This is a genomic window from Phascolarctobacterium sp. (assembly GCF_030531065.1).
Taxonomy (GTDB): domain Bacteria; phylum Bacillota; class Negativicutes; order Acidaminococcales; family Acidaminococcaceae; genus Phascolarctobacterium_A.
Map to the genome: position 1 here is coordinate 129172 of NZ_JAUNOQ010000006.1, position 25813 is coordinate 154984.

General features: G+C 46.1%; 22 protein-coding genes, 5 tRNA genes and 1 pseudogene. 25 read left to right on the forward strand and 3 right to left on the reverse strand.

Translation table 11 applies throughout. The features are described from left to right. Positions 1–89: 89 nt before the first annotated feature. The 10 genes from Q4E64_RS05800 to Q4E64_RS05845 all read left to right on the forward strand — a co-directional run bounded on the left by Q4E64_RS05800 (position 90) and on the right by Q4E64_RS05845 (position 4546). On the forward strand, positions 90–677 hold the full coding sequence (locus Q4E64_RS05800; protein ID WP_303166808.1) for a xanthine phosphoribosyltransferase: 588 nt from the start codon (positions 90–92) through the stop codon (positions 675–677). Further along, positions 677–1999, forward strand: coding sequence for a uracil-xanthine permease family protein (locus Q4E64_RS05805; RefSeq protein WP_303166809.1), 1323 nt, complete (start codon positions 677–679; stop codon positions 1997–1999). Before Q4E64_RS05800 ends, Q4E64_RS05805 begins: the two co-directional genes overlap by 1 nt. 27 nt (positions 2000–2026) lie before the next feature. After that, complete coding sequence (locus Q4E64_RS05810) at positions 2027–2902, forward strand: amidohydrolase family protein (RefSeq protein WP_303166810.1); 876 nt, start codon at positions 2027–2029, stop codon at positions 2900–2902. 14 nt (positions 2903–2916) lie between these two features. Further along, positions 2917–3609, forward strand: a complete 693-nt coding sequence (locus Q4E64_RS05815) for a hypothetical protein (protein ID WP_303166811.1) — start codon at positions 2917–2919, stop codon at positions 3607–3609. Between the two features lie 49 nt (positions 3610–3658). Further along, positions 3659–3735, forward strand: a tRNA-Asp gene (locus Q4E64_RS05820). Positions 3736–3739: 4 nt separating this feature from the next. Beyond that, positions 3740–3815: transfer RNA gene (locus tag Q4E64_RS05825), tRNA-Phe, on the forward strand. 4 nt (positions 3816–3819) lie between these two features. Then, positions 3820–3894: transfer RNA gene (locus Q4E64_RS05830), tRNA-Gly, on the forward strand. A gap of 6 nt (positions 3895–3900) precedes the next feature. Then, positions 3901–3974: transfer RNA gene (locus Q4E64_RS05835), tRNA-Cys, on the forward strand. A 21-nt stretch (positions 3975–3995) separates the two neighbouring features. After that, a tRNA-Leu gene (locus Q4E64_RS05840) sits at positions 3996–4084 on the forward strand. 255 nt (positions 4085–4339) lie between these two features. Then, a complete protein-coding gene (locus Q4E64_RS05845) occupies positions 4340–4546 on the forward strand; it encodes a hypothetical protein (protein WP_303166812.1) in 207 nt (68 codons plus the stop codon). Here Q4E64_RS05845 and Q4E64_RS05850 read toward each other — a convergent pair. Further along, the gene (locus tag Q4E64_RS05850; protein WP_303166813.1) at positions 4533–5378 is read right to left on the reverse strand and encodes a MurR/RpiR family transcriptional regulator; all 846 of its coding nucleotides are present in this window, start codon (positions 5376–5378) and stop codon (positions 4533–4535) included. The genes Q4E64_RS05845 and Q4E64_RS05850 overlap by 14 nt on opposite strands. A gap of 224 nt (positions 5379–5602) precedes the next feature. On the opposite strand from Q4E64_RS05850, the gene Q4E64_RS05855 reads away from it, so the two are divergent. The 6 genes from Q4E64_RS05855 (at position 5603) to pheT (ending at position 14968) form a co-directional block, all read left to right on the forward strand. Beyond that, entirely contained in the window at positions 5603–6844 is a 1242-nt protein-coding gene (locus Q4E64_RS05855; protein WP_303166814.1) for a dicarboxylate/amino acid:cation symporter, read from the forward strand. Positions 6845–6879: 35 nt separating this feature from the next. Continuing rightward, on the forward strand, positions 6880–8142 hold the full coding sequence (locus Q4E64_RS05860; protein WP_303166815.1) for an aminotransferase class V-fold PLP-dependent enzyme: 1263 nt from the start codon (positions 6880–6882) through the stop codon (positions 8140–8142). A 312-nt stretch (positions 8143–8454) separates the two neighbouring features. After that, entirely contained in the window at positions 8455–9639 is a 1185-nt protein-coding gene (locus Q4E64_RS05865) for a M20 family metallopeptidase (protein ID WP_303166816.1), read from the forward strand. 17 nt (positions 9640–9656) lie between these two features. Beyond that, positions 9657–11060, forward strand: coding sequence for a YfcC family protein (locus Q4E64_RS05870; RefSeq protein WP_303166817.1), 1404 nt, complete (start codon positions 9657–9659; stop codon positions 11058–11060). Positions 11061–11474: 414 nt separating this feature from the next. Then, positions 11475–12503, forward strand: coding sequence for a phenylalanine--tRNA ligase subunit alpha (pheS, locus tag Q4E64_RS05875; RefSeq protein WP_303166831.1), 1029 nt, complete (start codon positions 11475–11477; stop codon positions 12501–12503). A gap of 11 nt (positions 12504–12514) precedes the next feature. Beyond that, on the forward strand, positions 12515–14968 hold the full coding sequence (gene pheT / locus Q4E64_RS05880; RefSeq protein ID WP_303166818.1) for a phenylalanine--tRNA ligase subunit beta: 2454 nt from the start codon (positions 12515–12517) through the stop codon (positions 14966–14968). Positions 14969–15072: 104 nt separating this feature from the next. Here pheT and Q4E64_RS05885 read toward each other — a convergent pair whose 3' ends face one another. Further along, entirely contained in the window at positions 15073–16032 is a 960-nt protein-coding gene (locus tag Q4E64_RS05885) for an L-lactate dehydrogenase (RefSeq protein ID WP_303166819.1), read from the reverse strand. 166 nt (positions 16033–16198) lie between these two features. Between Q4E64_RS05885 and Q4E64_RS05890 the strand changes: the two are divergent. Together Q4E64_RS05890 and Q4E64_RS05895 are read left to right on the forward strand one after the other, a co-directional pair. Then, a pseudogene (locus Q4E64_RS05890) lies at positions 16199–16369 on the forward strand (endonuclease IV); the annotation flags it as partial. Between the two features lie 153 nt (positions 16370–16522). Further along, entirely contained in the window at positions 16523–17851 is a 1329-nt protein-coding gene (locus Q4E64_RS05895; protein ID WP_303166821.1) for an ATP-binding protein, read from the forward strand. 168 nt (positions 17852–18019) lie between these two features. Here Q4E64_RS05895 and Q4E64_RS05900 read toward each other — a convergent pair whose 3' ends face one another. After that, positions 18020–18343: a helix-turn-helix domain-containing protein gene (locus tag Q4E64_RS05900; protein WP_303166822.1), complete on the reverse strand. Its 324-nt coding sequence runs from the start codon at positions 18341–18343 to the stop codon at positions 18020–18022. A 262-nt stretch (positions 18344–18605) separates the two neighbouring features. Between Q4E64_RS05900 and Q4E64_RS05905 the strand changes: the two genes are divergently transcribed. The 7 genes from Q4E64_RS05905 (at position 18606) to Q4E64_RS05935 (ending at position 25694) form a co-directional block, all read left to right on the forward strand. Then, positions 18606–19700: a hypothetical protein gene (locus Q4E64_RS05905; RefSeq protein WP_303166823.1), complete on the forward strand. Its 1095-nt coding sequence runs from the start codon at positions 18606–18608 to the stop codon at positions 19698–19700. A gap of 20 nt (positions 19701–19720) precedes the next feature. Next, positions 19721–21049 (forward strand): CsgG/HfaB family protein, encoded by a 1329-nt coding sequence (locus tag Q4E64_RS05910; RefSeq protein WP_303166824.1) that lies wholly within the window; start codon positions 19721–19723, stop codon positions 21047–21049. Positions 21050–21063: 14 nt separating this feature from the next. Next, positions 21064–21891 carry a hypothetical protein gene (locus Q4E64_RS05915; RefSeq protein ID WP_303166825.1) on the forward strand — a complete coding sequence of 276 codons (828 nt, stop codon included), beginning with the start codon at positions 21064–21066 and terminating at the stop codon, positions 21889–21891. 15 nt (positions 21892–21906) lie between these two features. Further along, complete coding sequence (locus tag Q4E64_RS05920) at positions 21907–22704, forward strand: hypothetical protein (protein ID WP_303166826.1); 798 nt, start codon at positions 21907–21909, stop codon at positions 22702–22704. A 111-nt stretch (positions 22705–22815) separates the two neighbouring features. Continuing rightward, a complete protein-coding gene (locus Q4E64_RS05925; RefSeq protein ID WP_303166827.1) occupies positions 22816–23550 on the forward strand; it encodes a hypothetical protein in 735 nt (244 codons plus the stop codon). Positions 23551–23560: 10 nt separating this feature from the next. Further along, positions 23561–24232 carry a CsgG/HfaB family protein gene (locus tag Q4E64_RS05930; protein ID WP_303166828.1) on the forward strand — a complete coding sequence of 224 codons (672 nt, stop codon included), beginning with the start codon at positions 23561–23563 and terminating at the stop codon, positions 24230–24232. Positions 24233–24251: 19 nt separating this feature from the next. Beyond that, positions 24252–25694 carry a M23 family metallopeptidase gene (locus Q4E64_RS05935; RefSeq protein ID WP_303166829.1) on the forward strand — a complete coding sequence of 481 codons (1443 nt, stop codon included), beginning with the start codon at positions 24252–24254 and terminating at the stop codon, positions 25692–25694. Positions 25695–25813: the final 119 nt, after the last annotated feature.

Here is a 25813-nt window from a genome sequence, read left to right on the forward strand (position 1 = left end):
ACAGGAATTTTTCTTTACCGGGCGGGCAGCTTGTGATAGAATTATTTTTATAAATTTCATCGCGCAACGTGATAAGCGGAGGGGTTATAATGAAATTACTGGAAGAAAAAATTTTAAAGGACGGCGTTATCAAAAGCGGTAACGTGCTTAAGGTGGACAGCTTTTTGAATCATCAGATCGACGTGCCTTTTATCGCCGAGCTGGGCAAGGAATTTAAGCGCCAGTTTGCCGACTGCCCCATCAATAAGATTTTGACTATCGAGGCGTCCGGTATCGGCATTGCCTGCGTAGCCGCTATGTCCTTCGGCGTGCCTGTGGTCTTCGCTAAAAAAACTACGGGCAGCAATATGGATAAGGACGTATATTTTACGCAGATTTATTCCTATACCCACAGCAAAACCAACGATGTGGTGGTTTCCAAAAGATTTTTGAATAAGAACGACCATGTGCTGATTATCGACGACTTTTTGGCCAACGGCTGCGCGCTGGAGGGCCTGATTGATATTGTGCGCCAGGCAGGCGGCACGGTGGAGGGCATCGGCGTGGCTATTGAAAAGGGCTTTCAGGGAGGCGGCGACAAGCTGCGCGCAATGGGCTTTAATCTGCATTCTCTGGCTATTATCGATAAGATGGACGCCGCCAGCGGCGTTATTCATTTCAGACAGGAGCAAGAATAATGGATAAAGAAAAGGATAAGGCGTTGGACCCGATTTATGAACTGGATGGCAAGGTGCCCGTAGGCAAGGCGATACCCTTTGGTTTGCAGCATATTTTGGCGATGTTCGTCGCTAATATCGCGCCCATTCTGATTGTTGCCGGCGTTATCAAAATGCCGGTGGAGCAAAGCGGCGCGCTGGTGCAGTCTGCCATGCTGATTGCCGGTATCGGTACGCTTATCCAGCTGTATCCCGTGTGGCGCGTGGGCAGCGGCCTGCCCATCGTTATGGGTATCAGCTTTACCTTCGTATCCATTGCCTGCGTTATCGGCAGCAAGTACGGCTATGGCGGCGTACTGGGCGCAGTGCTGGTCGGCGGCATTCTGGAAGGCTTTTTAGGACTGTTCGCCAAATACTGGCGGCGCTTCATTCCTCCTATTGTGGCGGCGACTGTCGTAACGTCCATTGGCTTCAGCCTGCTGGCCGTAGGCGCTAACTCCTTTGGCGGCGGCTTTGGCAACCCTGCTTTTGGCGACGCTAAGTATATTATCGTCGGTACGATTACGCTGTTCAGCTGTATCGGCTTTAATATTTTTGCCAAATCCTTTTACAAGCAGCTTTCCGTTCTGTTTGGCCTGATAGTGGGCTATGTGGTGGCTTTCTTCATGGGTATGGTGGACCTCAGCGGACTGGCTTCGGCCCAGCTGATTGCCGTGCCGCAGCTGCTGCCTTTTAGCTTGGAATTTCATCCTGACGCTATCTTTGCCTTCTTCCTGATTTTTTTGGTATCGGCTACGGAAACCATCGGCGACACTTCTGCCATGACGGCTATCGGCCTGCGCCGCAACGTAACGGAGCGCGAGGTGTCCGGCTCCATCACCTGCGACGGCTTCATCAGCAGCCTGTCGTCCGTCTTCGGCTGTATGCCGATTACTTCTTTCAGCCAGAATGTGGGTTTGATTGCCATGACTGGGGTAGTTAATCGCTTTGCTATTATGACGGGCGCGGTGATTATGATTTTGGCCGGGTTGTTCCCGGCGCTGGGCGTGCTGCTGGCGTCGCTGCCGGAATCGGTTTTGGGCGGCTGTACCCTGATGATGTTCGGCTCCATTGTGGTCAGCGGCGTGCAGATGATAGCGGGCTGCGGCTATTCCAACCGCAATATTACTATCGCTTCCCTGGCTTTGAGCATAGGCATCGGCTTTACGCAGGCTCCGGCGATTTTTAAAATTGCGCCCGATCTGGTGAAGAATGTCTTTGCCGAAAACTGCGTGGCCGTGGTCTTTATCGTAGCTATGGCGCTGAATGTAATTCTGCCTACGGATATTAACGAGAAAAAATAATTTGCAAGATAAAAGAGGCGCTGCAAAATGAAAATTATCGATGCGCATATGCATTACTATAATAAGGAAGGCTTTGTGCAGGTAGCGGCTAACGCCGGTTATGAAAATACGGCGGCCTGCTGGCAGCGGATTTGCGAGGAAAATAATATTGCCTTTGCCGTGGCGATGGGTAATACTACGTATACCTCGTCGCGTTACGGCGGCATACCGCCGCGTCTGATAGATTTGGCCGCGCCTTTTGACGAAGAAAATTATAATCAGCCCGCTAATATGGGCTACTGCATGGGCGTGCAAAGCGAGCTGATTGACGCAGGCAACGCCGAAGCTACGGCAAGGGAATTTGAGCATTATATCGGGCAGCCTCATTGCCTGGGCATTAAGCTTTATCCCGGCTACGAATCGGTTTATGTCAACGATAAGCGTCATTGGCCTTTGTTCGAGCTGGCGCGGGCCTATCATGTGCCGGTGGTTATCCATACCGGCGATACGGCGCGGCCCGACGGCTTGCTGAAATATTCTCATCCGCTGACGGTGGATGAAGCGGCGGTAAATTTTCCCGATGTGACCTTTGTGATTGCCCATTGCGGCTGCCCCTGGTTGGTGGACGCAGCGGAGGTGGCGGCGAAAAACGCCAATGTCTGCATCGATTTGTCCGGACTTTTGGAGGGCAAGCCCAAGCTGCTGCCGGTGCTGGAGCAGCAGGCGGGCTTTTGGCGGCAGCTGCATACCTGGCTGGCCTACATGGGCGATTACAGTAAGGTGATGTACGGCAGCGACTGGCCTTTGGTAAATATTCCGCTGTATCTGCGCATGATCAGCTATGTTATTCCCGATAAGCAGTGCGAGGCTGTATTTTACGGTAACGCGCTGCGCATATTTAATAAGATTGGCGCTTTATTGTAGTGTGAGGTGCAAAAATGGCTCAACCAAGCATTAAAGAAATTGAAGCAGGCTTGCAGGATTGGGATTTGCTGCAGCGGCTGCCTGCGGCTATAGGCAACTATAAGCTGACGCCGGGAACCGGCATTGCGGGTCAGATCCTGAATATCGCCGCTTATGTCAACGAAGCGGCTCATTGCCGTTTGGATATAACCTACACTTCGGAAACCTTCGACTATGTTCCGGTAAAAACCGTTGGACTGCACAGCTTTCGCGACGAAAGATATTTCTGCCGCGAGCGGGACAGGTTCGCCAGGATGCTGCTGGAGCATTTGCCCATGCTGATCAGCAGCATTGACCGGCAGGAGACCCATGGCATGGGATATGAAGCGGAGGGGCTGCGCTTCGAGCAGTGGGATTATTGGCGTGGACTGCCGCAAAAAATAGGCAATTACGAAATGTTTATCAGGCCCGATAATCCGCTGTATTATATTAACGGCTCTTTCATTTTTCTGGACTATACCGATTTTACGCGGGGCAATCAGGTTTATTTTTCCTATAATGTTTTCCGTAACGAATTGTTTGCCGAAATGAAGCGGAATAATCTGCCGCTGACGACGGAGCTTTTCGACGTGCCGGCTTCCGTGCCGGATGAACGCAAGCTGAGCGTACTCAGCGAGTTAATGGAAGCTCATTTGCGTGACGTGATGCAGAGCTTGGAAAAAGCTTAAAAAAAGATTGACACGCAGGTTATTTTGCGTTATAATATCACTGTTGATTGGCCCGGTGGTTCAGTTGGTTAGAATGCCGCCCTGTCACGGCGGAGGTCGTGGGTTCGAGTCCCATCCGGGTCGCCATTCTGCCTCGGTAGCTCAGTTGGTAGAGCAAAGGACTGAAAATCCTTGTGTCCACAGTTCGATTCTGTGCTGAGGCACCATCTTGCGGAAATAGCTCAGTGGTAGAGCACCTCCTTGCCAAGGAGGGGGTCGCGAGTTCGAATCTCGTTTTCCGCTCCATTTTAAGGCGACATAGCCAAGCGGTAAGGCAGAGGTCTGCAAAACCTTTATCCCCAGTTCGATTCTGGGTGTCGCCTCCATTTTTATTTCTTTTTTAGTCTGCCGCGGTGGCGGAACTGGCAGACGCAAGGGACTTAAAATCCCTCGGGTAGTGATACCCGTACCGGTTCGATTCCGGTCCGCGGCACCAATTAAGAATACATAAAGCTCAGCAGAAATTCAACCGTTACGTGTTTTCACGGACGGTTATTTTATTATTTGGCGTTCTGCAATAAATTAGTGTATAATAGTTGTACGCAGTGGTCTGCAAGACAATGGCTGATATTATTATTTGTAATTTCAGAAATGGTTTTCAGGCGCAGCGGTAAAGTATAGAAAAATATCTGCCGCTGAATCAGCGCTTTTCATAAAATTTATATATTGTTATTGACGGAGGTTGACGTTTATGCAAGCATTTGTAGCTTACGAAAAGCTGTCCAAAAAGAAGCAGAAGCAGCTGAACGCTGCTAAACGCCGCACCTGGGGCGACGTTAAGCCGGTGACGAAAGTTAAGGCGTCGGCAAAAATTTATAACCGTAAGAAAAAGAACCTGATGAGCTATCGCGATGATTACTCGTCAGGTTCTTTTTGCTGCATAATCAATATAAATTAGCTTTATAAATGTATTCTTCCAGCAGGTCCAGCCTTTCCTCCGTGCAGTTTTCCAGCTTTTTACTGATTATAACGGCCAAAGCTTCGGCATAGCAAAGAGGAACGACGTAGGAGTTAGTGAAGCTGAATCCAGTTACATTAACTGGTACTAAATAATCCGCAAAGGGAGCCAGGGGGGAAGTAATTCTGTCGGTGAAAAGAATGATTTTGGCTCCGCGCTTTTGCGCCAGCTCTAAAATGATTTTGCAAATTTCAGAGTAGCGGGGAAAGGAAAAAAGCATCAGGCAGTCGTCTTTATCTATTTCTACAAGCTTTTCCAGAGTTTCACTTTCTGCCTTGTCGCATAAAATCAGCCCGGGAAGAAAATAAATAGCTTTTCGCCAAAAATAATCGGCGCAGCAGGAGGTGCCGCGAAAGGCGGCGATATATTTTTTGCGTGATTTAATCAGACAGTCGGCGATTTCCTGCAATAGTTTTTCATCAAGATTAGTGAGCGCCGTGCTTAGATTTGTTATGGAATTATAAAAAACTTCATTGGCAATGCTTCCCGTATCAATGCGCGCTTTACTTTGGTTAAATTTTTGCATGGGCGAAAGATTGGCGTTGTAATGCTCCAAAAGCTTTTCATTGAGAGATTTTTTGAAATCGGTGTAGCCTTCGTAGCCAAGCTCGCGCAGAAATCTTATTACTGATGTATCGCTGACGCCGCAGGCCATGGCGACGTCCTTGATAGGGCTGAAGCATATGGTATTAATATTGTCCAGTATGTAATCGGCAATAATTTTTTCTGTTTTCGTTAGTACTTTATCTTTAATTCGTTCTGCAAAGTCCATATTATCAAACATCCTCTCATGGATAACTAACTATATTATACCGTGAATCGTAACGATTGCAACAGTATGTTGTAAATACAACTATACGAATACAGCATGTTGCAAATACTTATTGACAGTCCTGGCATTAGAAACGTATAATGTTGTTAGTACAACAATTCATAAGCAGTTATGTTGTAAAAATTGCAGAAATTTTTGCGTCTGCGGAAACGGGAGGGACTGTTATGACCAATTTATTATTTTCCAAAAAGTATTTGCCTTATCGTGTGGCTATTGGCTTCATTTTGGGTATTATGGCCGGGTTGATGTTCAAGGAATTCTCAATTTGGGTTAAGCCTGCGGGAACGCTGTTCATGAACCTGATCAAGATGCTGATTGTGCCGGTTATCTTTTTTAGTCTGACCAGCGGCATAGCTGCCATCGGCGATGTGCAGAAGCTGAAAAGAATTGGCGGCAAGGTAGTAGCTGTTTATGTTATTATGACTATTGTGGCATGCGTAATTGGTATTGGCGTAGTAAGTATTTTCCATCCTGGCGCGAATTTTGATACCAGCGGCATGAAGGCCTATGATCCTAAAAATTTAAACGCGATTTCCTTTTCTGCTTTTTTATTTAACATGGTGCCTACCAATATTATCAATGCCATGGCTAAGCAGGATATTTTGCAGATGATTTTCTTTACGGTGCTTTTTGCCGTTTCCATAGTTTATATTGGAGAAAAAGGTAAAAAGGTTATAGAAATTTGCGAAAGCTGCGCTCAGATTATTTACAAAATGCTGGATATCGTTATGCTGTATTCTCCTATCGGCGTTTTTGCGCTGATGGCTAACACAACCGCTGTTTACGGCCCGCAATTATTTGGCGCTTTGGCAAAATTTGTAGTTACCGACTATGTAGGCTGCTTGCTGATTTGGGGCCTTTTAAGCGGCATTACCTGGCTTTATACTAAAGTTGATTATATTAAAATGTGCAAATCCATGGTTCCTATTTGGATCAATACCATCGCTACCAATTCCAGCGCCGGCACTATTCCCATTACTCTGGACTGCGTAACTAATAAGCTGAATGTTCCCATGTCCATCGCCTCCTTCTCGGTGCCGCTGGGCGCTACGATTAATCTTACTGGCGCAGCGCTTTATAAAACTATACTGGCGTTTTTTGTAGCTGAAATTTATGGCCTGGACATGACCTGGTCGCAAACGGTTATGATTATTACTATTTCCACGATTATGTCCATTGCCGCGCCCGGTATTCCCGGCGGCGGTATCGTTACCGGCGCTATTTTCCTGAACCTGATGGGTTTGCCCATGGATATGATGGGACCTATTGCCGGTATGTACAGACTTATCGATATGAGCCATACTACCGTAAATGTGTCCGGCGACGTTTTAGGTACTTTGCTGGTTGCGAAAAACGAAAAAATTTGGGATGCGTCCATGGTTGACCAGGAGTTAGCTGAGCAATAAAATAGTTATGTATTTGTTGAAACGGAGGTTTTACAATGAAATTTGGTAAATTATTAAGTGCAGAAGATTTGGCGAAAGCAAGAAGCTCCTTCTATCTTTTGGATAAAAATCCTGATGGGACTCCCAGAATTTTCTTTGAGAATGCCGGCGGCTCTCTGCGCTTGAAGGCTGCTGCGGATTGCTTCCACCAGCTGGATATGATTCCGGATTGCGACGGTAGAAAGCATGAGCTGGCAGTGCAGCTGAAAAATCTTGTGCATAAGGCTGAAGACGATATTCGCGTGATTTTTAACGTAAAGGGCGGCAGCATTGCTACCGGACTGACTGCTTCCCAGCTGATGTTTGCTATGGTAGAAGCTGTAGTAGAAAATATTCCCGGCACTAATGTCGTTACCACTGTACTGGAGCATCCTTCTTCCTACGATTCTTCGGAAAGCTTTGCGGCAAAAACCGGCAAGGAGCTGCGTGTCGCTCCTTCGGATATGCTGACAGGCGGCTGTGAGGTGGACGCCATCTGTGATTTGATTGATGAAAATACCTGCCTGTTGAACGTTATGTATGCGTCTAATATTTCCGGCGCGATTATGGATATTCCGGCTATCGTCAAAAAAGCCAGAAGCATTAAGCCTGATATTTATATCACCGTCGATGCCGTGCAGCATGCGCCTCATGCAGTAATGGATTTATCCGAGCTGGATATTGACGGCATTAACTTCGCTCCTTATAAATTCTTCGGTGTTCGCGGCTTTGGCGCCGCCTGGCTGTCCGATCGTCTTGCGGTGCTGCCCCATGCCCGCCTGACTCAAAAGCCGGAAAATTATTGGGGCCTTGGCTCGGATGCGCCTGCCCAGTACGCTATGGTTTCGGCTATTCTTGATTATGTATGCAGCTTTGCTGATAATAAGGAAGGAACCCGCAGAGAACAATTTGTGGAAGGCATGACTAAATTGGAGCTGCATGAGAGAGCGCTGCTTCATTATATGCTGGAAGGAACGGATAAGGTTCCCGGACTGCGTCATATTAAAGGCGTTACCGTTTATAATGATAATCCTGATTTGAGCAGACGCGATTTGATTCTGGCTATTGGCTTTGACAACATGACGCCGACGCAGGCAACGGCAGAATATGTAAAACGCGGCATTGTAGTATTCGATCGCGTGGATACCAGCCTGTATTCTGTAAGAATGCTGCATTCCTTCGGCTTAAAAGGCATCGTGCGCGTATCGCCGCTGCACTGCCATAATTTGGATGAGGTAGAAGCCTACCTGAGGGTTACGCAGGAAATCGCTGCGCTCTGATAGCGCGGCGGTGATGCTGGCGTAATTTAATAGAGATAAGGACGCTTATAATTTACCTTAGCGGGTGAAGCTGATAAGCGCCTTTTCTTTTTATACATAATGCGCCGAGTGCTGGCGCAATAATAGCGAACTTTATTTCCGGTAACGTTTCGTTACGGGAAGAAAAATATAAAATTGCTGACCGCTGTCTGCTTGCACTCTTTCGGTTGACAATCAGGAAGATGTCTTATACAATAAAAGACGCATTGTTGTCACATATTACCCTGGTAAGGTGTTTTTAACGATTATTATTTAGATTGGACTGAGGCTGTTATGAAAGCAGATATTGACGAACTGCGCGCTTTTGTGGAGCAAAACAGATATGAAATGCTGCTGTTTTGGGAAAATTTGGTTAATATGCAGGCTGGCTCGAAGGAAATAGATCGAGTAAACCGCGTAATGGAATTTTTGAAAAAGCATTTTGAAGCGGAAGGCATCAATTGTCATTTTGTCGATACTAAGGGCGCTCCTTATGCGTTGGTGGCGGAGCTCAACAGCGACGTTCCTGAAAAGCCGCTGCTGCTGGCCGGGCACTGCGATACGGTTTTCCATTCAGGCAGCTATCCCGAAGACCCCTTCTATATTAAGGATGGTTTTGCTTACGGCCCCGGCGTTGTGGATATGAAAAACGGCGTGGCGCAGATTTTTTATTTGTTGGTGGCTTTAAAGCATTTCGGCTTCCGCGACCGTCCCGTGAAAGCGATTTTGGTAGGCGATGAGGAAATCAGCCATGGGATGGGGATTACCGATGAAATTCTTATGCAGGAGGCCAAGGGCTGCTTGTGTTGCTTTAATATGGAAAGCGGGCGCATGGACAACTGCCTGACCGTTGGCCGGAAGGGCGGCATGGACTGCCACATTACGGTGCGCGGCGTGGCCGCTCATGCCGGCAACGATTATTTAAAGGGCCGCAACGCTATTGTGGAAATGTCCCATAAGCTACCGCTGCTGCAGAATTTAACTATTTATGACGAGGGCCTGACGGTCAGCGTCGGCGTGATTAAGGGCGGCATGGTTTCCAACGCCGTTCCCGATTACTGCTACGCCGAGCTGGACGTGCGCTATAAAAAGCCGGAGCACATGGAATATATTCAGCAAAAAATCCGCGAGGTGTGCGCCGAAACTTATATCGAGGGCACGTCGACCGAGGTGGAATTTGTCGCTCCCATGCCGGCCTTTGAGGAAACGGCGGCTAATCACCGGCTGCTGGATTATATTAACAGCGTGGCTGTGAAGTACGGCTATCCGGCCTCGGAGCCTGTTTATGTCGGCGGCATGTCAGACGCGGCTTATTTTAGCGGCGTGGGCGTGCCTACGGTTTGCTCCATGGGCGGGCAGGGCAGCGGCGCTCATACCAAGGAGGAATGCGCTTCGGTGGAAAGCTTCTTCCGGCGTTGGATAATTGCGGCGGCTTGCATTATGGAGATACAGACCTACGCAGAAAAATATGCAGAATGATTTAGGAGAGATGATAGATGGCGAAGGATAAAGTTAAAGCCTTTAAGGCTCCCAGTCCCATAATTATTTTAGTTTGCGTTATTACTTTGTGCGCGCTGGCCAGCTATGTAATTCCGGCGGGCGTGTACGACCGCGTTAAGGATGTGCATACGGGCAAGATGGTCGTCGACCCGGCCACCTTCCATTATGTAGCGCAAAAGCCCACGGGCTTTATGGATTTCTTTACGGCGGTTAATAAGGGCTTCAAGGGCGGCATCAGCATTATCGCCTTTTTGTTCATGGTCGGCGGTTCTTTGAATATTTTGGCCCGCACGGGCGCTATTGTGGCGGGACTCAGCAGTTTGGTTAAGAAAATGCGCAATCATAGCATTTTGCTGATTCCCGTACTGATGACGACGCTGGCAACCTTTTCCACTTTGGCGGGCTGTAACGAGGAATATCTGGCCTTTACGCCGCTGGTGGTGAGCGTGGCTTTGGCGCTGGGCTTTGATTCCTTGACGGCCTTGGGCATTTTGTTCTGCTCGGTGGCGGCAGGCTACGGCGCGGGCTGCACCCAGCCCTTTTCCGTCGGCGTGGCGCAGGGTATTGCAGGCGTGCCGATTTTTTCCGGCTTGCCGTATCGCGTAGGCATCTTTGCGGTTTTGCTGGCGCTGAATATCAGCTTCGTGATGTACCACGCTTATAAGGTAAAGAAAAATCCGCAGAGCAGTCCTGTTTATGAAATCGACAGGGCGAAGGCCGATACCATTAAGCTGGACGATACCTCGGAGCTGAGCACCCGTCAGGCCATTAGTCTGGCGCTTTTGGGGCTGAACTTTGTCGGCATTATTTTCGGCGTGCTGAAATATGATTTTTATATGAATGAAATTTCCGCGCTGTTCATCATCATGGGCATTTTATCCGGCTTCATTTGCCAGCTCAAGCCCAACGATATCTGCGACGCATTTTTGGACGGCTGCAAGGGTATGATGCTGCCGTGTCTGGCGGTGGCGATGTGTAAAGCCGCAACCATTCTCTTGGACGACGCCAGAGTTATGGATACGATTATTTATTATCTGGCCGGGATTTTGGATGTATTCCCATCCTCTATTATTGCCTTCGGTATGTTCATCATCCAGGACTGCTTTAATATTTTGGTTCCGTCCAGCTCCGGTCAAGCGGCTATTTCCATGCCGATTATGGCGCCGCTGGCCGATATTGTGGGCCTGACCCGCCAGACGGCGGTTTTTGCCTTTACCTTCGGCGACGCTTTTACCAACTGCATTACGCCCGCGTCCGGCACTACCATGTCGTACCTGGCGATGGCGAACGTGCCTTATAAAAAATGGGTGCGCTTTGTGCTGCCGCTGCTGGGCATGTGGTGGGTTGTGGCCTTTTGCTTTTTGACTTACGCCACGGCGATTAAATTGGGGCCGGTATAATTTTTGCGAAAACAGGATTGCGCGAGCGTTTGGCCTGGCGCAGTCCTGCTTTGTTTTCGTCCGCGCATCTTGCGGTAACGCTTTGAATATGCTATAATAAGCTTTAAATTGAATATCCCCCTGACTGCATGATGAACAAGCAAGTAAAGTCCTGCAAGCGTTTCAGAGAGCGGAGCCGTCGGCTGCAAGCTTCGCACAGGAGCATGGCTTGAAGTTCCCTTGGGAATGCTTCGCCTGAAGGCCGCAAGGCTGGGTAGGGCGGACGTAGAAGCTGCGTTAAGGCCGGCAATGAAGGTATAAATATGGGTGGTACCGCGAATTAATTCGCCCCTGTGAATTTTTGCAGGGGCGTCTTTTTATTCAATTTTAGTATTACCTGTTGACAATATTAAGGAGGCAAACATGGAAGCTACGATGAAAGAACAGTTATCAGCATTAAAAGAGCAGGCCCTGGCCGAGCTGGCTGCGGTGGATTCTTTAGAGGCTCTGAAAAATCTGCGCGTTAAATATTTGGGCAAAAAGGGACCGATGACCGAAATCCTGCGCGGCATGGGCAAGCTGTCTGCCGAAGAGCGCCCTAAGATCGGTCAGATCGTCAACGAAATCAAAAGCGTTTTGGAAAATGAAATTAACGCAAGGACTAAAGTTTTGGAAAAGAAAGCGTTAAGCGATAAGCTGGCTAACGAAAAGGTGGACATTACGCTGCCCGGACGTCAGCTCAAGGCCGGGCATCTGCATCCGGTTACCTTAACCCTGCGCGAGATTAAAAAGATTTTCATGCGCATGGGCTTCGACGTGTGCGACGGCCCGGAAATTGAAGACGTGTACCATAATTTTACGGCGCTCAACCTGCCGCCCGATCATCCGGCTCTTGATATGCAGGATTCGTTTTACATTACGGAAAATTATTTGCTGCGCACGCAGACGAGCGGCGTGCAGGCGCGTACTTTGGAAAGCATGGAACCTAACACGCCCATCCGCATGATTTGCCCCGGCACTGTGTACCGCTGCGATTACGACGCTACGCATTCGCCCATGTTCCATCAGGTAGAGGGTCTGGTTGTCGACAAAAATATCAGCCTCGCCGATTTGAAGGGCACGCTGGAGCTGTTCTGCAAGCAGATGTTTGGCGCGGACGTTAAGGTGCGCCTGCGCCCGTCCTATTTCCCGTTCACGGAGCCTTCGGTAGAAGTGGACGTGTCCTGCCCGATTTGCCAGGGACGCGGCGGCTGCCATGTGTGCAAGGACAGCGGCTGGCTGGAAATTTTGGGCGCGGGCGTGGTGCATCCCAACGTGCTGCGCATGAGCGGCTACGACCCGGACAAGATGACGGGCTTCGCCTTCGGTTTGGGCGTAGAACGCATCGCTATGCTGAAATATGGTATCGACGACCTGCGTTTGTTCTTTGAAAACGACCAACGCTTTATCGGTCAGTTTAAATAAGGAGGAGCAAAATGTTAGCGTCTTTGGAATGGTTAAAACAATATGTTGATATAAATATTTCTACTGCCGAGCTGTGCGACAAAATCACGCGCGTCGGCCTGGAGGTGGATACTGTCGAGCAGCTGGGCAAGGGCCTGGAGGGCGTTGTTACCGGTAAGGTTATGGAAATTTCGCGCCATCCCAATTCCGACCACCTGTGGGTGTGCATGATGGATTACGGCCAGGGCGGCGACCCGGTGCAGATTTTGACGGGCGCGCAGAACGTGCGCCAGTTTGATATCGTGCCCGTGGCTACGGTGGGAGCCGTACTGCCGCCGAGCGGCAGCAACCCCGAAGGCATGAAGCTGAAAAAAGCGAAAATGCGCGGGCTGGATTCCTTCGGTATGCTGTGCAGCGCCGACGAATTAGGCATCGACAGCAAGCTGCTGCTGCCGGAGCAGCGCAACGGCATTTTTATTCTGCCGCCGGATACGCCCATCGGCGTGGATATTAAAACTGTTTTAGGCCTGGACGATACGGTCATCGATATCGATTTGACCAGCAACCGCGCCGACTGCTTCAGCATTTTGGGCTTGGCGCGCGAAATCAGCGCCATCACCGGCTGCCCGCTGAAGATGCCTGCGATGGAAGTGGCGGAGGCCGCAGGAGGGAAGGCTTCCGATTACGTGCATATCAAAATCGACGCGCCGGAGCTGTGCAGCCGTTTTTCGACCCGCGTTTTAAAGGATATTAAAATTGCGCCTTCTCCAGAATGGATGCAGAACCGTCTGCGCGCCTGCGGCGTGCGTCCCATCAGCAACGTGGTTGACGTTACCAACTACGTAATGCTGGAATTGGGCCAGCCCATGCACGCTTACGACGCCGATAAGGTTGCGGGCCGCACTTTAATTGTGCGCCGCGCCGAGGAGGGCGAAAAGCTTATCACGCTCGACGATAAGGAAAGAATTTTGAATTCGTCCATGATTACCATTGGCGACGCCGAAAAAGCCGCGGGCTTGGGCGGCGTTATGGGCGGCCTGCTGACCGAAGTAACTGGCGCTACGAAGAATGTTATTTTAGAGGCGGCGTCCTTCCACGGCCCCAGCATCCGCCGTACGTCCCGCGCACTGGGCTTGCGCAGCGAAGCCAGCGGCCGCTTTGAGCGCGGCGTGGATACGATGCTGACCCACAACGCGTTGAATCGCGCGGCGCATCTGCTGGAGCAAATGGGCGCCTGCGAAACCTTCCGCGGTATTGTGGAGGATTATCCCGAGCCCGTTAAGCCTGCCGTAATTACGACGACGCCGGAAAAAATTAACGGCTGCATCGGCTGCGTTATCAGCCGTGAGGAAATCGTGGCGATATTGCAAAAGCTGGGCTTCGGCGTGGAGGAGCAGGGCGAAGAGCTGGTTATTACCGCTCCCAGCTGGCGCCGCGATATTGAATGCGACGCCGACATCAGCGAGGAAGTCGCCCGTATGCACGGCTATGATTATATTGAAAGCCACCAGCCGGAGTTAAAAATTACTCAGGGCAGCCAATCCGTTTTGGACGACGTGAAGGACGCCGTGCAGGATTATATGGCTGCTGCCGGTCTCAATGAAATGATGACTTACAGCTTCATTAAAGCTACAGCCTTTGATAAAATGCTGCTGCCCGCCGACGACAGCCGCCGCAGCTGCATCGAGCTTTTGAATCCCATCACAGACGCTTTTTCCGTAATGCGCACCACCATGATTCCCAGCGCCTTGCAGACCGCGTCCTTCAACCTGCGCAACCATAACGACAGCGTAGCCTTGTTCGAGGTTGGCCGCATTTTCCTGCCCAAGGCTTTGCCGCTGACGGAGGACGCCGAGGAGCGCCCGATGCTGACCGCCGTTATCAGCGGCAGACGCGAACCGCTGAATTGGTGCGCCGCTAAAGAAAACGTCGATTTTTACGATATGAAGGGCTTGGTCGAAGGCCTGCTGGCAGCCCTGCAGGTGCAGGACTATACGCTGGCGCGGTCCGCCGCTTCTTATCTGCATCCGGGCAAGAGCTGCGATATCGTGCTTAACGGTCAGGTTATCGGCTCCTTTGGCGAGGTACACCCGACGGCGCAGGAAAATTTTGAGCTGGACCAAACGACTTATGTTTTGGAAATGGCTGTGGAGCCGTTGGTAGCCAGCGCCGCCGCCGTGCCTAAATACCAGTACCTGCCTAAATATCCCGCTATGAGCCGCGACATTGCCGTCGTTGTGCCGCTGGAGGTAAGCAACGAGGAAATTGAAGCCGTAATCCGCGCCAATGCCGGCGAACTGCTGCGCACAGTCCGCGTTTTTGATATTTACACCGGCAAGCAGGTAGCGGCTGGCTGCAAATCCATGGCCTTTAACCTGACCTACCAGGCGGCCGACCGCACCTTGACCGACGCCGAGGTGGACGCCAGCATGAAGCAGGTTATCGCTCAGGTGGCCGAGGCTTATAAAGCAAAGCTGAGAGCGTAATTTGTAAAACGCGGCGCGTCCATCAACCGCAAAATATAAAAAGGACTGAACCCTGTAAAAATTTTTCAGAGTTCAGTCCTTAATTTATGTGCGGGAATAAAAATTTATTTTTTCAGCGAAGCCGCTCTTTCCAAAAAGCCGCGCAGGATATCGCAGGAGGCGTTGAATTTTTCCTGTTCTTCGTCTGCCAGCGCTACCTCTAAAATTTCTTCGATACCGTTTTTGCCGATAACGCAGGGTACGCCTGCGGCTACGTCCTTCTGGCCGTATTGGCCGTTGAGCGCGGTGGAGCAGGGCCAAATCAGTTTTTGGTCGTGGAAGATGGCGCTGATAATCATCACGGCGGCGTTGGCAATGCCAAATTCGGTGCAGCCCTTGCCGTCGATTTCAATATCGCCGGCCTTTTTTACCTGCGCCTGCAGGTCTGCCAGGCTTATGGCGGCTATGTCCAGGCGTTCGGCGCGCAGCTGCAGGAACGGCTTGGTGCCGATGCGCACGCGGGACCAGACGATAAAGCTGGAATTGCCGTGCTCGCCCATGCAGAAGGCTTGAATGGAGCGGCGGCTGTAGCCGGTGGCGGCGCTCAAAACGCGCAGCAGGCGGTAACTTTCCAGGCTGGTGCCGGTGCAGAAGCAGCGGCGGGGCTTCCATTGCATTTCACGGCGAATGTATTCGCAGATAATGTCGGCGGGATTGGAAATACTGATCATAATACCTTGGAAATTTACGGTTTTGAGATGGGAAACTACCTCGTCCGCCATTTTGATGGAATCGTCGAACATATCCAGGCGCGTTTCGCCGGGGCGGCGGCTGCGGCCGAAGGCCATGACGAGAATGTCCGCGTCGTTTAATTCTTCGTAACCGCCGGCGCGGATAATAACGTCGCGTCCGGACAGGGAACCGCTCACGCCGTCGTCCAAATCCAGCGCCTGGGCCGCGGCCTTTTGCGGCAGAATATCGATGAGCACAATATCGTCGGCTTCGCCGGACTGAATGAGAGCTAAAGCGACATGGGAACCTACATGGCCAGCGCCTACGATGACAACCTTACGGTTTTTGAACATGATGCATACCTCCAATTTGCGAAACACAGCTTTGCTGCAAAATGAGAAAAGATAAACGCAATTCACTTAAATATAGTATACTATTATCTGCAGCGGGCTACAAATTTTTTTAGTGAGGAATTTGTAAAATAAAAAGGATTTGCCGGGACGCAGGCCGTATTATTATCGTCACGCCTGCATCGGAGCGGGAACGATCGGGCTTGCGGCGCTGTCGGCGGTGATGACACACCCGGCGCTGCGCAAGCTGCCATTTTATTTGGAAACGCCGAACGAGCTGCCGGGCTACGCGGCGGAAATCAAGCTCTTGCGGGAGCTGTACGAAAACGAGTTGGGGTGAAAGTTGAGCTTTCACTGAAAAGTCGTTGGAAAAAGTTGCAAATTTGCAAAAAAGTCCCTTTAAAAAGTTGATAATTTCTCAAAAAGTCGTTGGAAAAAGTTGCGCGGCAGGTTATAATTAAACTGTAATATTTTATCGTTGGGGTGATAAGTTATGCTGAAACGAAAAATAGAGCAGAAGCTTTTGGAATGGAAAAATACGGAGAATCATAATCCGTTAATTATTAAAGGCTGTCGGCAATGCGGTAAAACATTTATTGCAGAGGATTTCGCCAAAAAAAATTACGGTCATGTAATATATATGAACTTTTTTGAGAATCAAGATTATCTTTCTGTGTTCGACGGTTCTTTAAATGTAGATAATCTTGTGATGATGATGTCTGCCGTTTTAGGAGAAAAGGCGATTTTTGTTCCCGGAGATACCATAATTATTCTTGATGAAATTCAGGTTTGTCCGAATGCGCGAACTGCTTTAAAGTTTTTTAAGTTGGACGGACGTTTCGACGTTATAGGAACAGGTTCGCTTCTGGGCGTTAAGGGGTATAGGGATAATGCCGTGTCCGTGCCGGTTGGGTATGAAACGGTTATTGAGATGTATCCTTTGGATTTTGAAGAATTTTTGTGGGCTAACGGTATTACTCCTCAAATCATCGGGCTGTTGCAAAACTATTTGGCAAAAAAGGAACCGGTGCCCGATGCTTTACATAACAGATTAAGAAATTTGTTTTTGCAGTATGCGGTCGTAGGCGGTATGCCTGACGCCGTTAATAGTTTCCTTGCTACAAAACAAATGAATAAAGTGTTGGAGATTCAGCGAAATATTTTATTGTCCTATGAAGACGATATGGTCAAATACGCCGAGAATAAGGATAAACCGCTGATTAAAGGATGCTTTCAGTCCATACCGAAGCAGCTTAGTAAGGAGAATAAGAAATTTCAATATTCGTTGATTAAAAAAGGTTCTACGGCTGCCAGGTATGCAGGCTGCCTGCAATGGATAGAGGACGCCGGCATTATCAAAAGATGCTATAATCTTTCGCTTCCGGAGCTGCCTTTGGCTGGCAATGCAGTGGACGACGTCTTTAAGGTGTATATGCAGGATACGGGACTTTTTATTGCTATGCTGGAGGATGGCACTCAGTTCGATGTTTTGCAGGGCAATCTTTGGGGGTATAAGGGAGCGATTTTTGAAAATCTTGCTGCCGATATTTTTACTAAAATGGGGCGCAAGCTGTATTATTACCACAAAGATTCCGGGCTAGAGATAGATTTTGTAGTGCGTTATCAAGGCGAGGCTGTGCTTGTTGAAGTCAAGGCGTCAAGCGGCAATATCAAGAGCACTAAAACTATACTGAATCATCCTGAAAAGTATCATGTGAACAGAGCCATCAAATTAGGCGATTACAATATTGGCAGAGCCGAAGGCAATTCACCTGTTTTGACTTTGCCATTTTATATGTGCTTCTTGTTAGATGAATATTGATTGGCAAGCGGTATAATATTTTGCCAAACTGGCTGTAATTAGAAAAATGTGATTTTCAGGTAGCCTTTTCTTCGGAAAAATCTGTAAAAAGCCAGCTAAAAACTTCAGAAAAATGTGTGCAAATTAAAATAACCAACCAATGCTTAGTTTTAAACTAGCGTCGGTTGGTTATTTTTTGTTTTGTAAAGCTTTGGCTACTGCAATGACTAGCGATAACTGTTCTTTGTCGAGCATGGACAGAACTTGTGTCGCTTCGTGCAGCAACAGGACTGAAGGGTGCGAAGCGTTGGTTCCTTCAAAAAATTCCTGAGGAGTTATATTGAAGTATTCGCAGATGTAAAACAGCCCTTGAAGCGACGGCAGGTTGAGTTTGTTTTCGATGCGGTTGATGTAGTTGACGTTTTGTCCTATCGCCAGGCTCATTTCGCGAGCGGAAACTTTTTTCTCCTGCCGTAGCTGCATGATCCTGTTAGCTACAAAATCTTCATACATGATGGGTTCCTCCATATTCTCTCCATACTAATTATATGATATTTGTTGTGAAAAATAAGTTATAAAAAGTTGTAGAGTTGGTTGATATACGCTTTTAAAAGTTGTATAATGTAAAACGTACAGTGCCATAAATTGCGTCTGCTTATGTTTGAAATGTTGTAAGGCGTAGAACGAACGAAAACGCTTTTAATAATTTACGCAAGAGACGCTTGTTGTTATGGAATAATTTGATTAATAATACGATTGGCGAGGGAGCGGGAAAATGAAAAAATGGGTTGGTTTGTGCGCGGGCGCGTTATTAATGTGCAATACTGCCTTGGCACAAGTAACTACGGTGGACGGCGTAGGCGTTGATAAGGACAGCGCGGTGCGCGACGCTATGCGCAACGCGGTAGAAAATGTCGTCGGAACTTTTCTTGATTCGCGCACTTTGGTAAGCAAATCCGTAGTGGCGTTAGATGAAATTTACGCGAAATCCCAAGGATTTGTGAAAAATATCAAGGTATTGAGCGAAGCGCAGGATAGCTATGGCTATAGGGTAACTGCGCAGATAGACGTGGATACGAATCCTGATTCGCAGCTTTTAGATAGATTGAATATGATTATGCTGCTTAACGATCCGAGAATTGCTGTAGTTGTGGGTTATCATAATAATTATGGGTATAACGACCAAAAAGAAAAATATCCAATGCTCTGCGAAGCTTCTATGAATAGTAAGCTTATTTCCTTGGGATTTAATCATGTTTTGGATTCCAGTAATGTGCGTAATGAAAACGGTATTATAGATTACAAAAATAATATTACAGACTATATGGTTTTAGGCTTGTTGGACATTGAAACAAAAGACGTTATTTTACCTAGCTATAGTAGTTATACACAAGAGGGAGAATATGATAGAAGTGTTGAAACCGGTTTAGTACGTTCTTTAGCAGAAATAGATATTAAAGTTATAAAAACAGATACGCAAGAAGTAATAGGCGAATTTCACGCGGAAGCAGATGCTATAAAAAACTCTCAGAACAGCGTAGAAAATCAAGTGATTAAAGACGTAGGCATTAAGGCCGCTGAAAATTTGAGAAAGATATTTGCACAAAAAGCTTCTAATATATCCCAAACTTTGCAATTTATAGTTAGAGCAGATACATATGATGATGTTCTACGCTTTGATAAAGAACTCAGAAATGTAGCGGGTGTAAAATCTGTTAATTTGAAAGGGTATACTGACGGTAAAGCTGTCATTGAAATAGATAGCGATTTAAGACCCCAATACATTTACAGAGTATTAAAGGAAAACAGCAAACTAAATATTTTTATGGAAAAATCTACTGCTAATACTGTTGAATTATCAATAACATAATTGTTTTGGGAGGAATTGACATGAATAAGCTTTTCAAATTCTTAATGGTTACGACATTATGCTTTTTTACTCAAGTATCGATTGCGGCAAATATAAAAGATTATCCTCGTGTGGCAGTAATGAATTTTGGAAACAAAGCCATTACTAGCAGTGGCTTGCGAGAACATGATTTTAGCTCCGCTTCAGAGTACGCGATTTTTCAATTGTCTAATTGCGGCTGGTTTGATTTGGTTGATTATGAACAGTTAAGCACTATTGCTAAAATGCACAGCGTTAATATGTCCGGTTTAGTGGACCCTGCTACTGCTGTTGCTATGGGTAAGTTTGCCGGAGCAGAGTTTATGGTTATTGGCAATGTAACAGGTTTAACTACGAAAGAGAATGTTTTTGGCTATCAGCATGGCGGGAAGGGAGGATTAGCTAACGCCCAGCATGTTGTTACAGCTAATGTTGCCGTGCGGATTGTGGATATTGAAACAGGGCGCATTGTGGCGGCTGGATTAGGAAAAGGCAGTTCTACCAGCACACATACAGAATTAAGCTTTAGAAAATATCGTAATAGAAAAATTGAAACGGAAGACATTTCAGACACGATAACTACTGACGTTATTGACGAATATACTAAAAACAGAAAAACGAGCAATAGCAGTTCTGATTCTAGAAAAGTCGACGAAAAATATAATACTAAGAAAGATGTTTCTGCTTCTGCGAGCGTAACTGAAAACGCAAATGAAAGCAGTACGCAGGAAAATGGAACGAACAGCAGCACTTCGGTAAGAGATGAAGTTACGACGAGTAAAGGGCAAACGGTTATTTCTGAAAATACTAGCGGTAAAGTTTCCAACAGCGAATTGATGGATATGGGAGGAGAACAATCTGATTTAAAGCTGACACCGTATACGGAAGAAAATACGTCTTCTAATAGTAAAAATGATACGTTGCAGAACGACATAACTTCTGTAAATGAAACTACTAAAACCGATTCGAAAAACACGTCTTCGACCAATGTAAAATCAAAAGATTATTCTAGTGTAACTAGCGAGAGTGTCAATAATGTAGACGAAAGTGAATTTGTTGATTCTATGGAAAGTTCTCGAAATAGCTCGGAGGATATCGACGAGACCATAAATCAAGCTAATAATCAAAACCGCGTACAGTCTACTAATAAAAGCATTTATTATGAACGCGAAACTGAGGATTATGTGGTTACTATCGGTACGGTAGAAGTATCTGATATTCAGGTAAGGAACGCTATAAGTAAAGCTGTTCGAGATGCAATTTATGGCAATACCGGCATTATGACAGTGCTTAATGGCGGTAAAAAATTAAAAATAAAAACAGGATTTTAATTGGAGGGGTTAATGTGAAAAATAAAATTATTGCGTTGACTTTGGCGTTAAGCAGCATTGCTGCCAACGCTTTTGCCGAGCAACCGGAAGCTGAAAAATATAAAAATATTTTGCAGTCCGGTACCTTTTATGTTGAGTATGAAATGGATTACGCTAAGAAAATTTTAGCTGTCCAGGATAATAAAAGAATGGATTATACGGTCTACAAATCTAACGGCAATATGTTCGCCAGTATGGGCTTGGCTATGATAAATCCATTTTTGGCTTTAGGCGCTTTGTTTATAAAAAATGAAAATAAAATACCTACGGCATATTATGAAGCAGGAAAATTTTATCAGTTCGAAACTAAGAAGAAAGCTACAATGGCTATCTGGAATCAGCTTAACGACCCTAATTTAGACCCCATGGAAAGTTGGGGCACGGTTAAACAAAAATTAGCGCTGCCAGAAGAATTAGCTATTTTTGCGCCTAACGATATGTTTAGCGAGAGTCTTGCGGGTTCTGCTGCACCGCATTTTGTGGAAAGCGGCAACGCTTCTATTGAGAAAAAAGAATTTGTATACGATAAATATTCCTCTAGCGTAACGAGCCGCACGGGTAAGGTGCTGTTTGGAAAAAACTATTATTTCTATTATGCCAATGGGGAACTGAAATATATTAAGACTTTTATGTACGACGATACTGCTGGAGAGCAAGCAGTACAAAGCATAGAGATAAAAAAGATTACGCAGGAGCTGCCGGAAAATATTCTTAAAATTCCTGAAGGCTGTAAAGTGTATGCCGCTGGTATTGGCGATATGAACGATTTACTAGATAAACCGGTATTGGTGGAAGAATATTGATGGGGGAGATTATATATGAATTTCAATAAATTTTCAACATTGCTGTTCTCCGTAGCAATGGGGGTTGGCTTTATGCTGGCGGCTGAAAACGCGGAGGCAAGAAACTCGGATACATATCGTAACTTGCTGATGAAAAAAACATACACTATAAAATATGTCGACATTACGCCGGAGCCGCGAATTACTAATAAAGATAAAATCCAGTTTTATGGTAAAAACGATATGGATAGAAGTCAATCGGTATTTTTGACGAATAAGCAAACCGAAAGCGTAGCTGTGGCAGACGGCGTTGACAGCTATGAGGAAATTGCATCTGGCGCATTTACTCAATGCAGGTTACAAAAAGGCTCGGACGTATTTCTCTTTGTAAAATATAACGACGGAAAAAAGCAAGAGGTTTATGGCAATAAAAAGGGAAGCGTCGCAGCTGTTGATAGAAACTATATTGCTAACGCTATGCAGGGAGCGACATATGGCAGCAGCCGTATGTCGAGATATTTAAACGCTTTATTGCCTGACGATGGGAAAAGTGCCGATATGCCGAGCTTCAGATATATTGGTGCAGGCTGGCTGGATAACGGCTTGAATTATGAAGACTATAAATCGGACGAGAAAGATATGTTCGAAGCGGTAAGATATTATTTTAATGGATATAATTTGGTGAAAATAGCGGCGGTGCAATATTGGACAAATAGCGCAGGCGTTATGGAAGGCAATAAGACCATTATTAAGATTAATGAATTTTCGCCGACTCCTGATAAAGCATATTTAGAATTACCGGCGGGAGTAAAGGTTAAAGCTAAGAAAAAATAAAAGCGGGGGATGAAAATGAACAAGATAACGGCTCTATTGTCTGCTTTGCTGATATGCGGAGGTATGCAAGCAAGTACAGTGTTGGCGAATGATACTCCTTCTTGCGTATTTATGAAATTTACCGACGATACACGTTTCGACAGAATTGAATCTACCGGTACGTTGTCCGACTTGGTTATGGAAAAGTTGTTGACGAGCGGTAAATTTAATTTTAAAGAAACTAAGGTCATCGATGAAAATTTAGAAAAAAGATTATATGACGAACGCGCACAGGAATTTGCCAACGCTCGTTGGGCTATGAATTATGGCAATTACAGCGTACTGTTTGAAGGAGCTGGCTTTAACGAGAATAAAGCTCAAACCATAGCGGCTGCGACGGTAGGACAATTTGTATCGCCTGGTATTATTGCCAGTATAGGATTGGCTAATAAGGCAGACTATTTAATTCAGGGAACAATTATCAATTTAGGAACGGGGAACTGGCTGGATAATAAAATTGCTAATATCGCTCAAGGCGCTAATACCGCTATGTCCGTAATGGGCGCTTCCGGCGCGGCTAATTTGCTGGGACCGGTGGGGATGCTGGCAAGTAATGTGTCCGTAAAAAAGACCGGCGTAGGCGTTCAAGCTGATTTAAGGCTTATAAAGGCCGCAACGGGGGAAGTTGTATGGCATAAATGCGTAACTGGCTCCGATACGCAAAAGCAGGTTAATGTTGGCTTCATTAAAATTGGCAGCGATAAATTAAATAACGATATGTATTATAAAGCTATGGAAGCAACCTCTCAACTAATTGCCGACGCTTTGATTAGCGATTTAGACGCTGGCAAGCTGTTCTTAAAATAAGGAAGAGAATATGAAAATAATTCCTTATATACTAAGCGCTTTATTGTTGGGGGTGCATGTTGTTGCTTCGGCAGCTTCGGTAGACAGAAACGCAACTGTTGCCGTTATGGATTTTGGCACTCGTCCAGGAGCGACTACTGCTGAAATCAATATTAACAATGCGGAACATACGTCTTGCGATTATATAATTACCAGATTGGTCAACCGCAATTGTTTTAATGTTATGGAAAAAGAATTTGCCCTGAACAGCGCTAAGAACGAAGGCTTGAATATAGTAGGCTTGATAGATCCCGATACGGCTAAAAGAATAGGAGAACTACTTAACGCCAAATATTTGATTTATGGCAATGTTACTAATGTAAGCGTTAGCGATACCGGTACCAGCATATTAGGTCATATCGGCGGCGGAGTCAATATTTGTACCGTTAAGGCGCATATCATGGCTAGGATGATGGACGTGAATACGGGCAATATTATTATGATAGCGAAGGGGGATGGTAAATCTAAAAGCAGTTTTGTAAAAGTAGTCGCCGGGTCTTCCTTGATGAATGTTAATGTTATCAAAATAGGGACAGTTAATGTGACTCAGGATAGCGTGCATAACGCTATTCAAAAGGCGGCTTATGCAGCGGTGGACGATCTTATGTTGAAGCTTTTTAATGAACCGAAAATAAAAATATGAATTTATGGAGGGTGAAGCAATGAAAAAGTGGAAAGCGCTATTTAGCGTATTAACTCTAGTAATGGCATTGGCTGCAAGTTTTACAGCGGAAGCGGCGATTGACACAGGAAAATTACCGTTAAAAACATACGTAGCTAAACGCGTATACTGCGGTAATAGCCCTGGCAGTACATCGAATAGTTATTGGATTGATGCAGAAAGGGATTTAGTTACGATTCAGCGGTATCAGGGGGATTGGGCATATGGCACATACCCTAATAGTAAAGGCAAACCGGTAACGCGCTGGTTTAGAATGAGCGACGTGCTGCCTAATATTGGTTTTGCTAATTATGAGACTAGCATGAAAGGTAGACAAACAGTATATCGAAACCCCAATTCATCTAATACCATTGGCACAGTATTTAATAATGAAAAAGTGGTAGTCGTAGGCGAAGCAAACGGAAGAACGCAGATTATTTACCGTTTAAGCAATGGACAAGGATACAAGATGGGTTGGGTTCCGGATAGCAGCATCAATAAGCAAAATAATTCTTCGTCTAGCAACAATAATACTAGCGGTAGGGTAGTTCCGTCATCGACTATAAATTCCAATCCTGTTATCAATAATTATTTGAACAGCAATGATAATAACGTAACTCCTCCGCAAAATAGTAATTATGCGTCTTGGAAAGGTATTGCAACTGTACGTGCAACAGCTTATTTAAATTCTGGATTATCGCGCACACAAAGAATAGAATGGGTAGGCAAAGGCGATGCGGTAACAGTTTACGGCGAGGAAGGCAACGCTTATTTTGTAGAATATCCGCTTTCTAAAGGCGGTACGAAACATAGATGGGTAAGGAAAAATATAATAACGAGAGCTTCTTTTGCTGAAACTGCTAGCAATACTATTAGTAATAACAATGCTTCACTTAATGCAAATATTGCTTCGTCCGGGTACAATTATCCTATGGGTTCTAAGCATAAATTTTTTAATGCAGATTCTAGTAATAAGAACAAAAATCATGACCATACTACCAAATGTTGTGATAATGGCAAAGAAGGTGTTCCAGTCTATGCAATAACTAGTGGCACAGTATATTATGTACAAATTATTGGAGATTTTGATGATAAAACACAAACCACAGTAAGTTATGGTAATGTAGCATATTTGATTGGTGATGATGGAATGAGTGCTGTATATGCTCATTTATCTGAATTCAATGGCTTTTCGATGAAATATAAGAGCGAAAACAATAAAGGATCTACTTATACGAAATGTAGAAACAGACAAAATTATGCTATAGGCAATAGGCGTGTTTCTGCTGGAGAAATGATTGGCAAAATAGGAAATATTGGAAATTCGTCTGGAGCACATTTACATTTTGAACTATGGAAAAATTTATCTATAAATGCTCAAAAGAATGCTAAAATAACGACAAAGGCCACTAGATTAGAACCTAATGATTACTTTTATTATTAAAATGATTTGTACTGATATCGATTAGTAAAAATGAATGATTGTAATAATTATGTTATTGGTAATGAGTAGTCCAGCGGTAATATGTCAAGCTAAAAATTAGTAAAAAGATGAAAGATTTT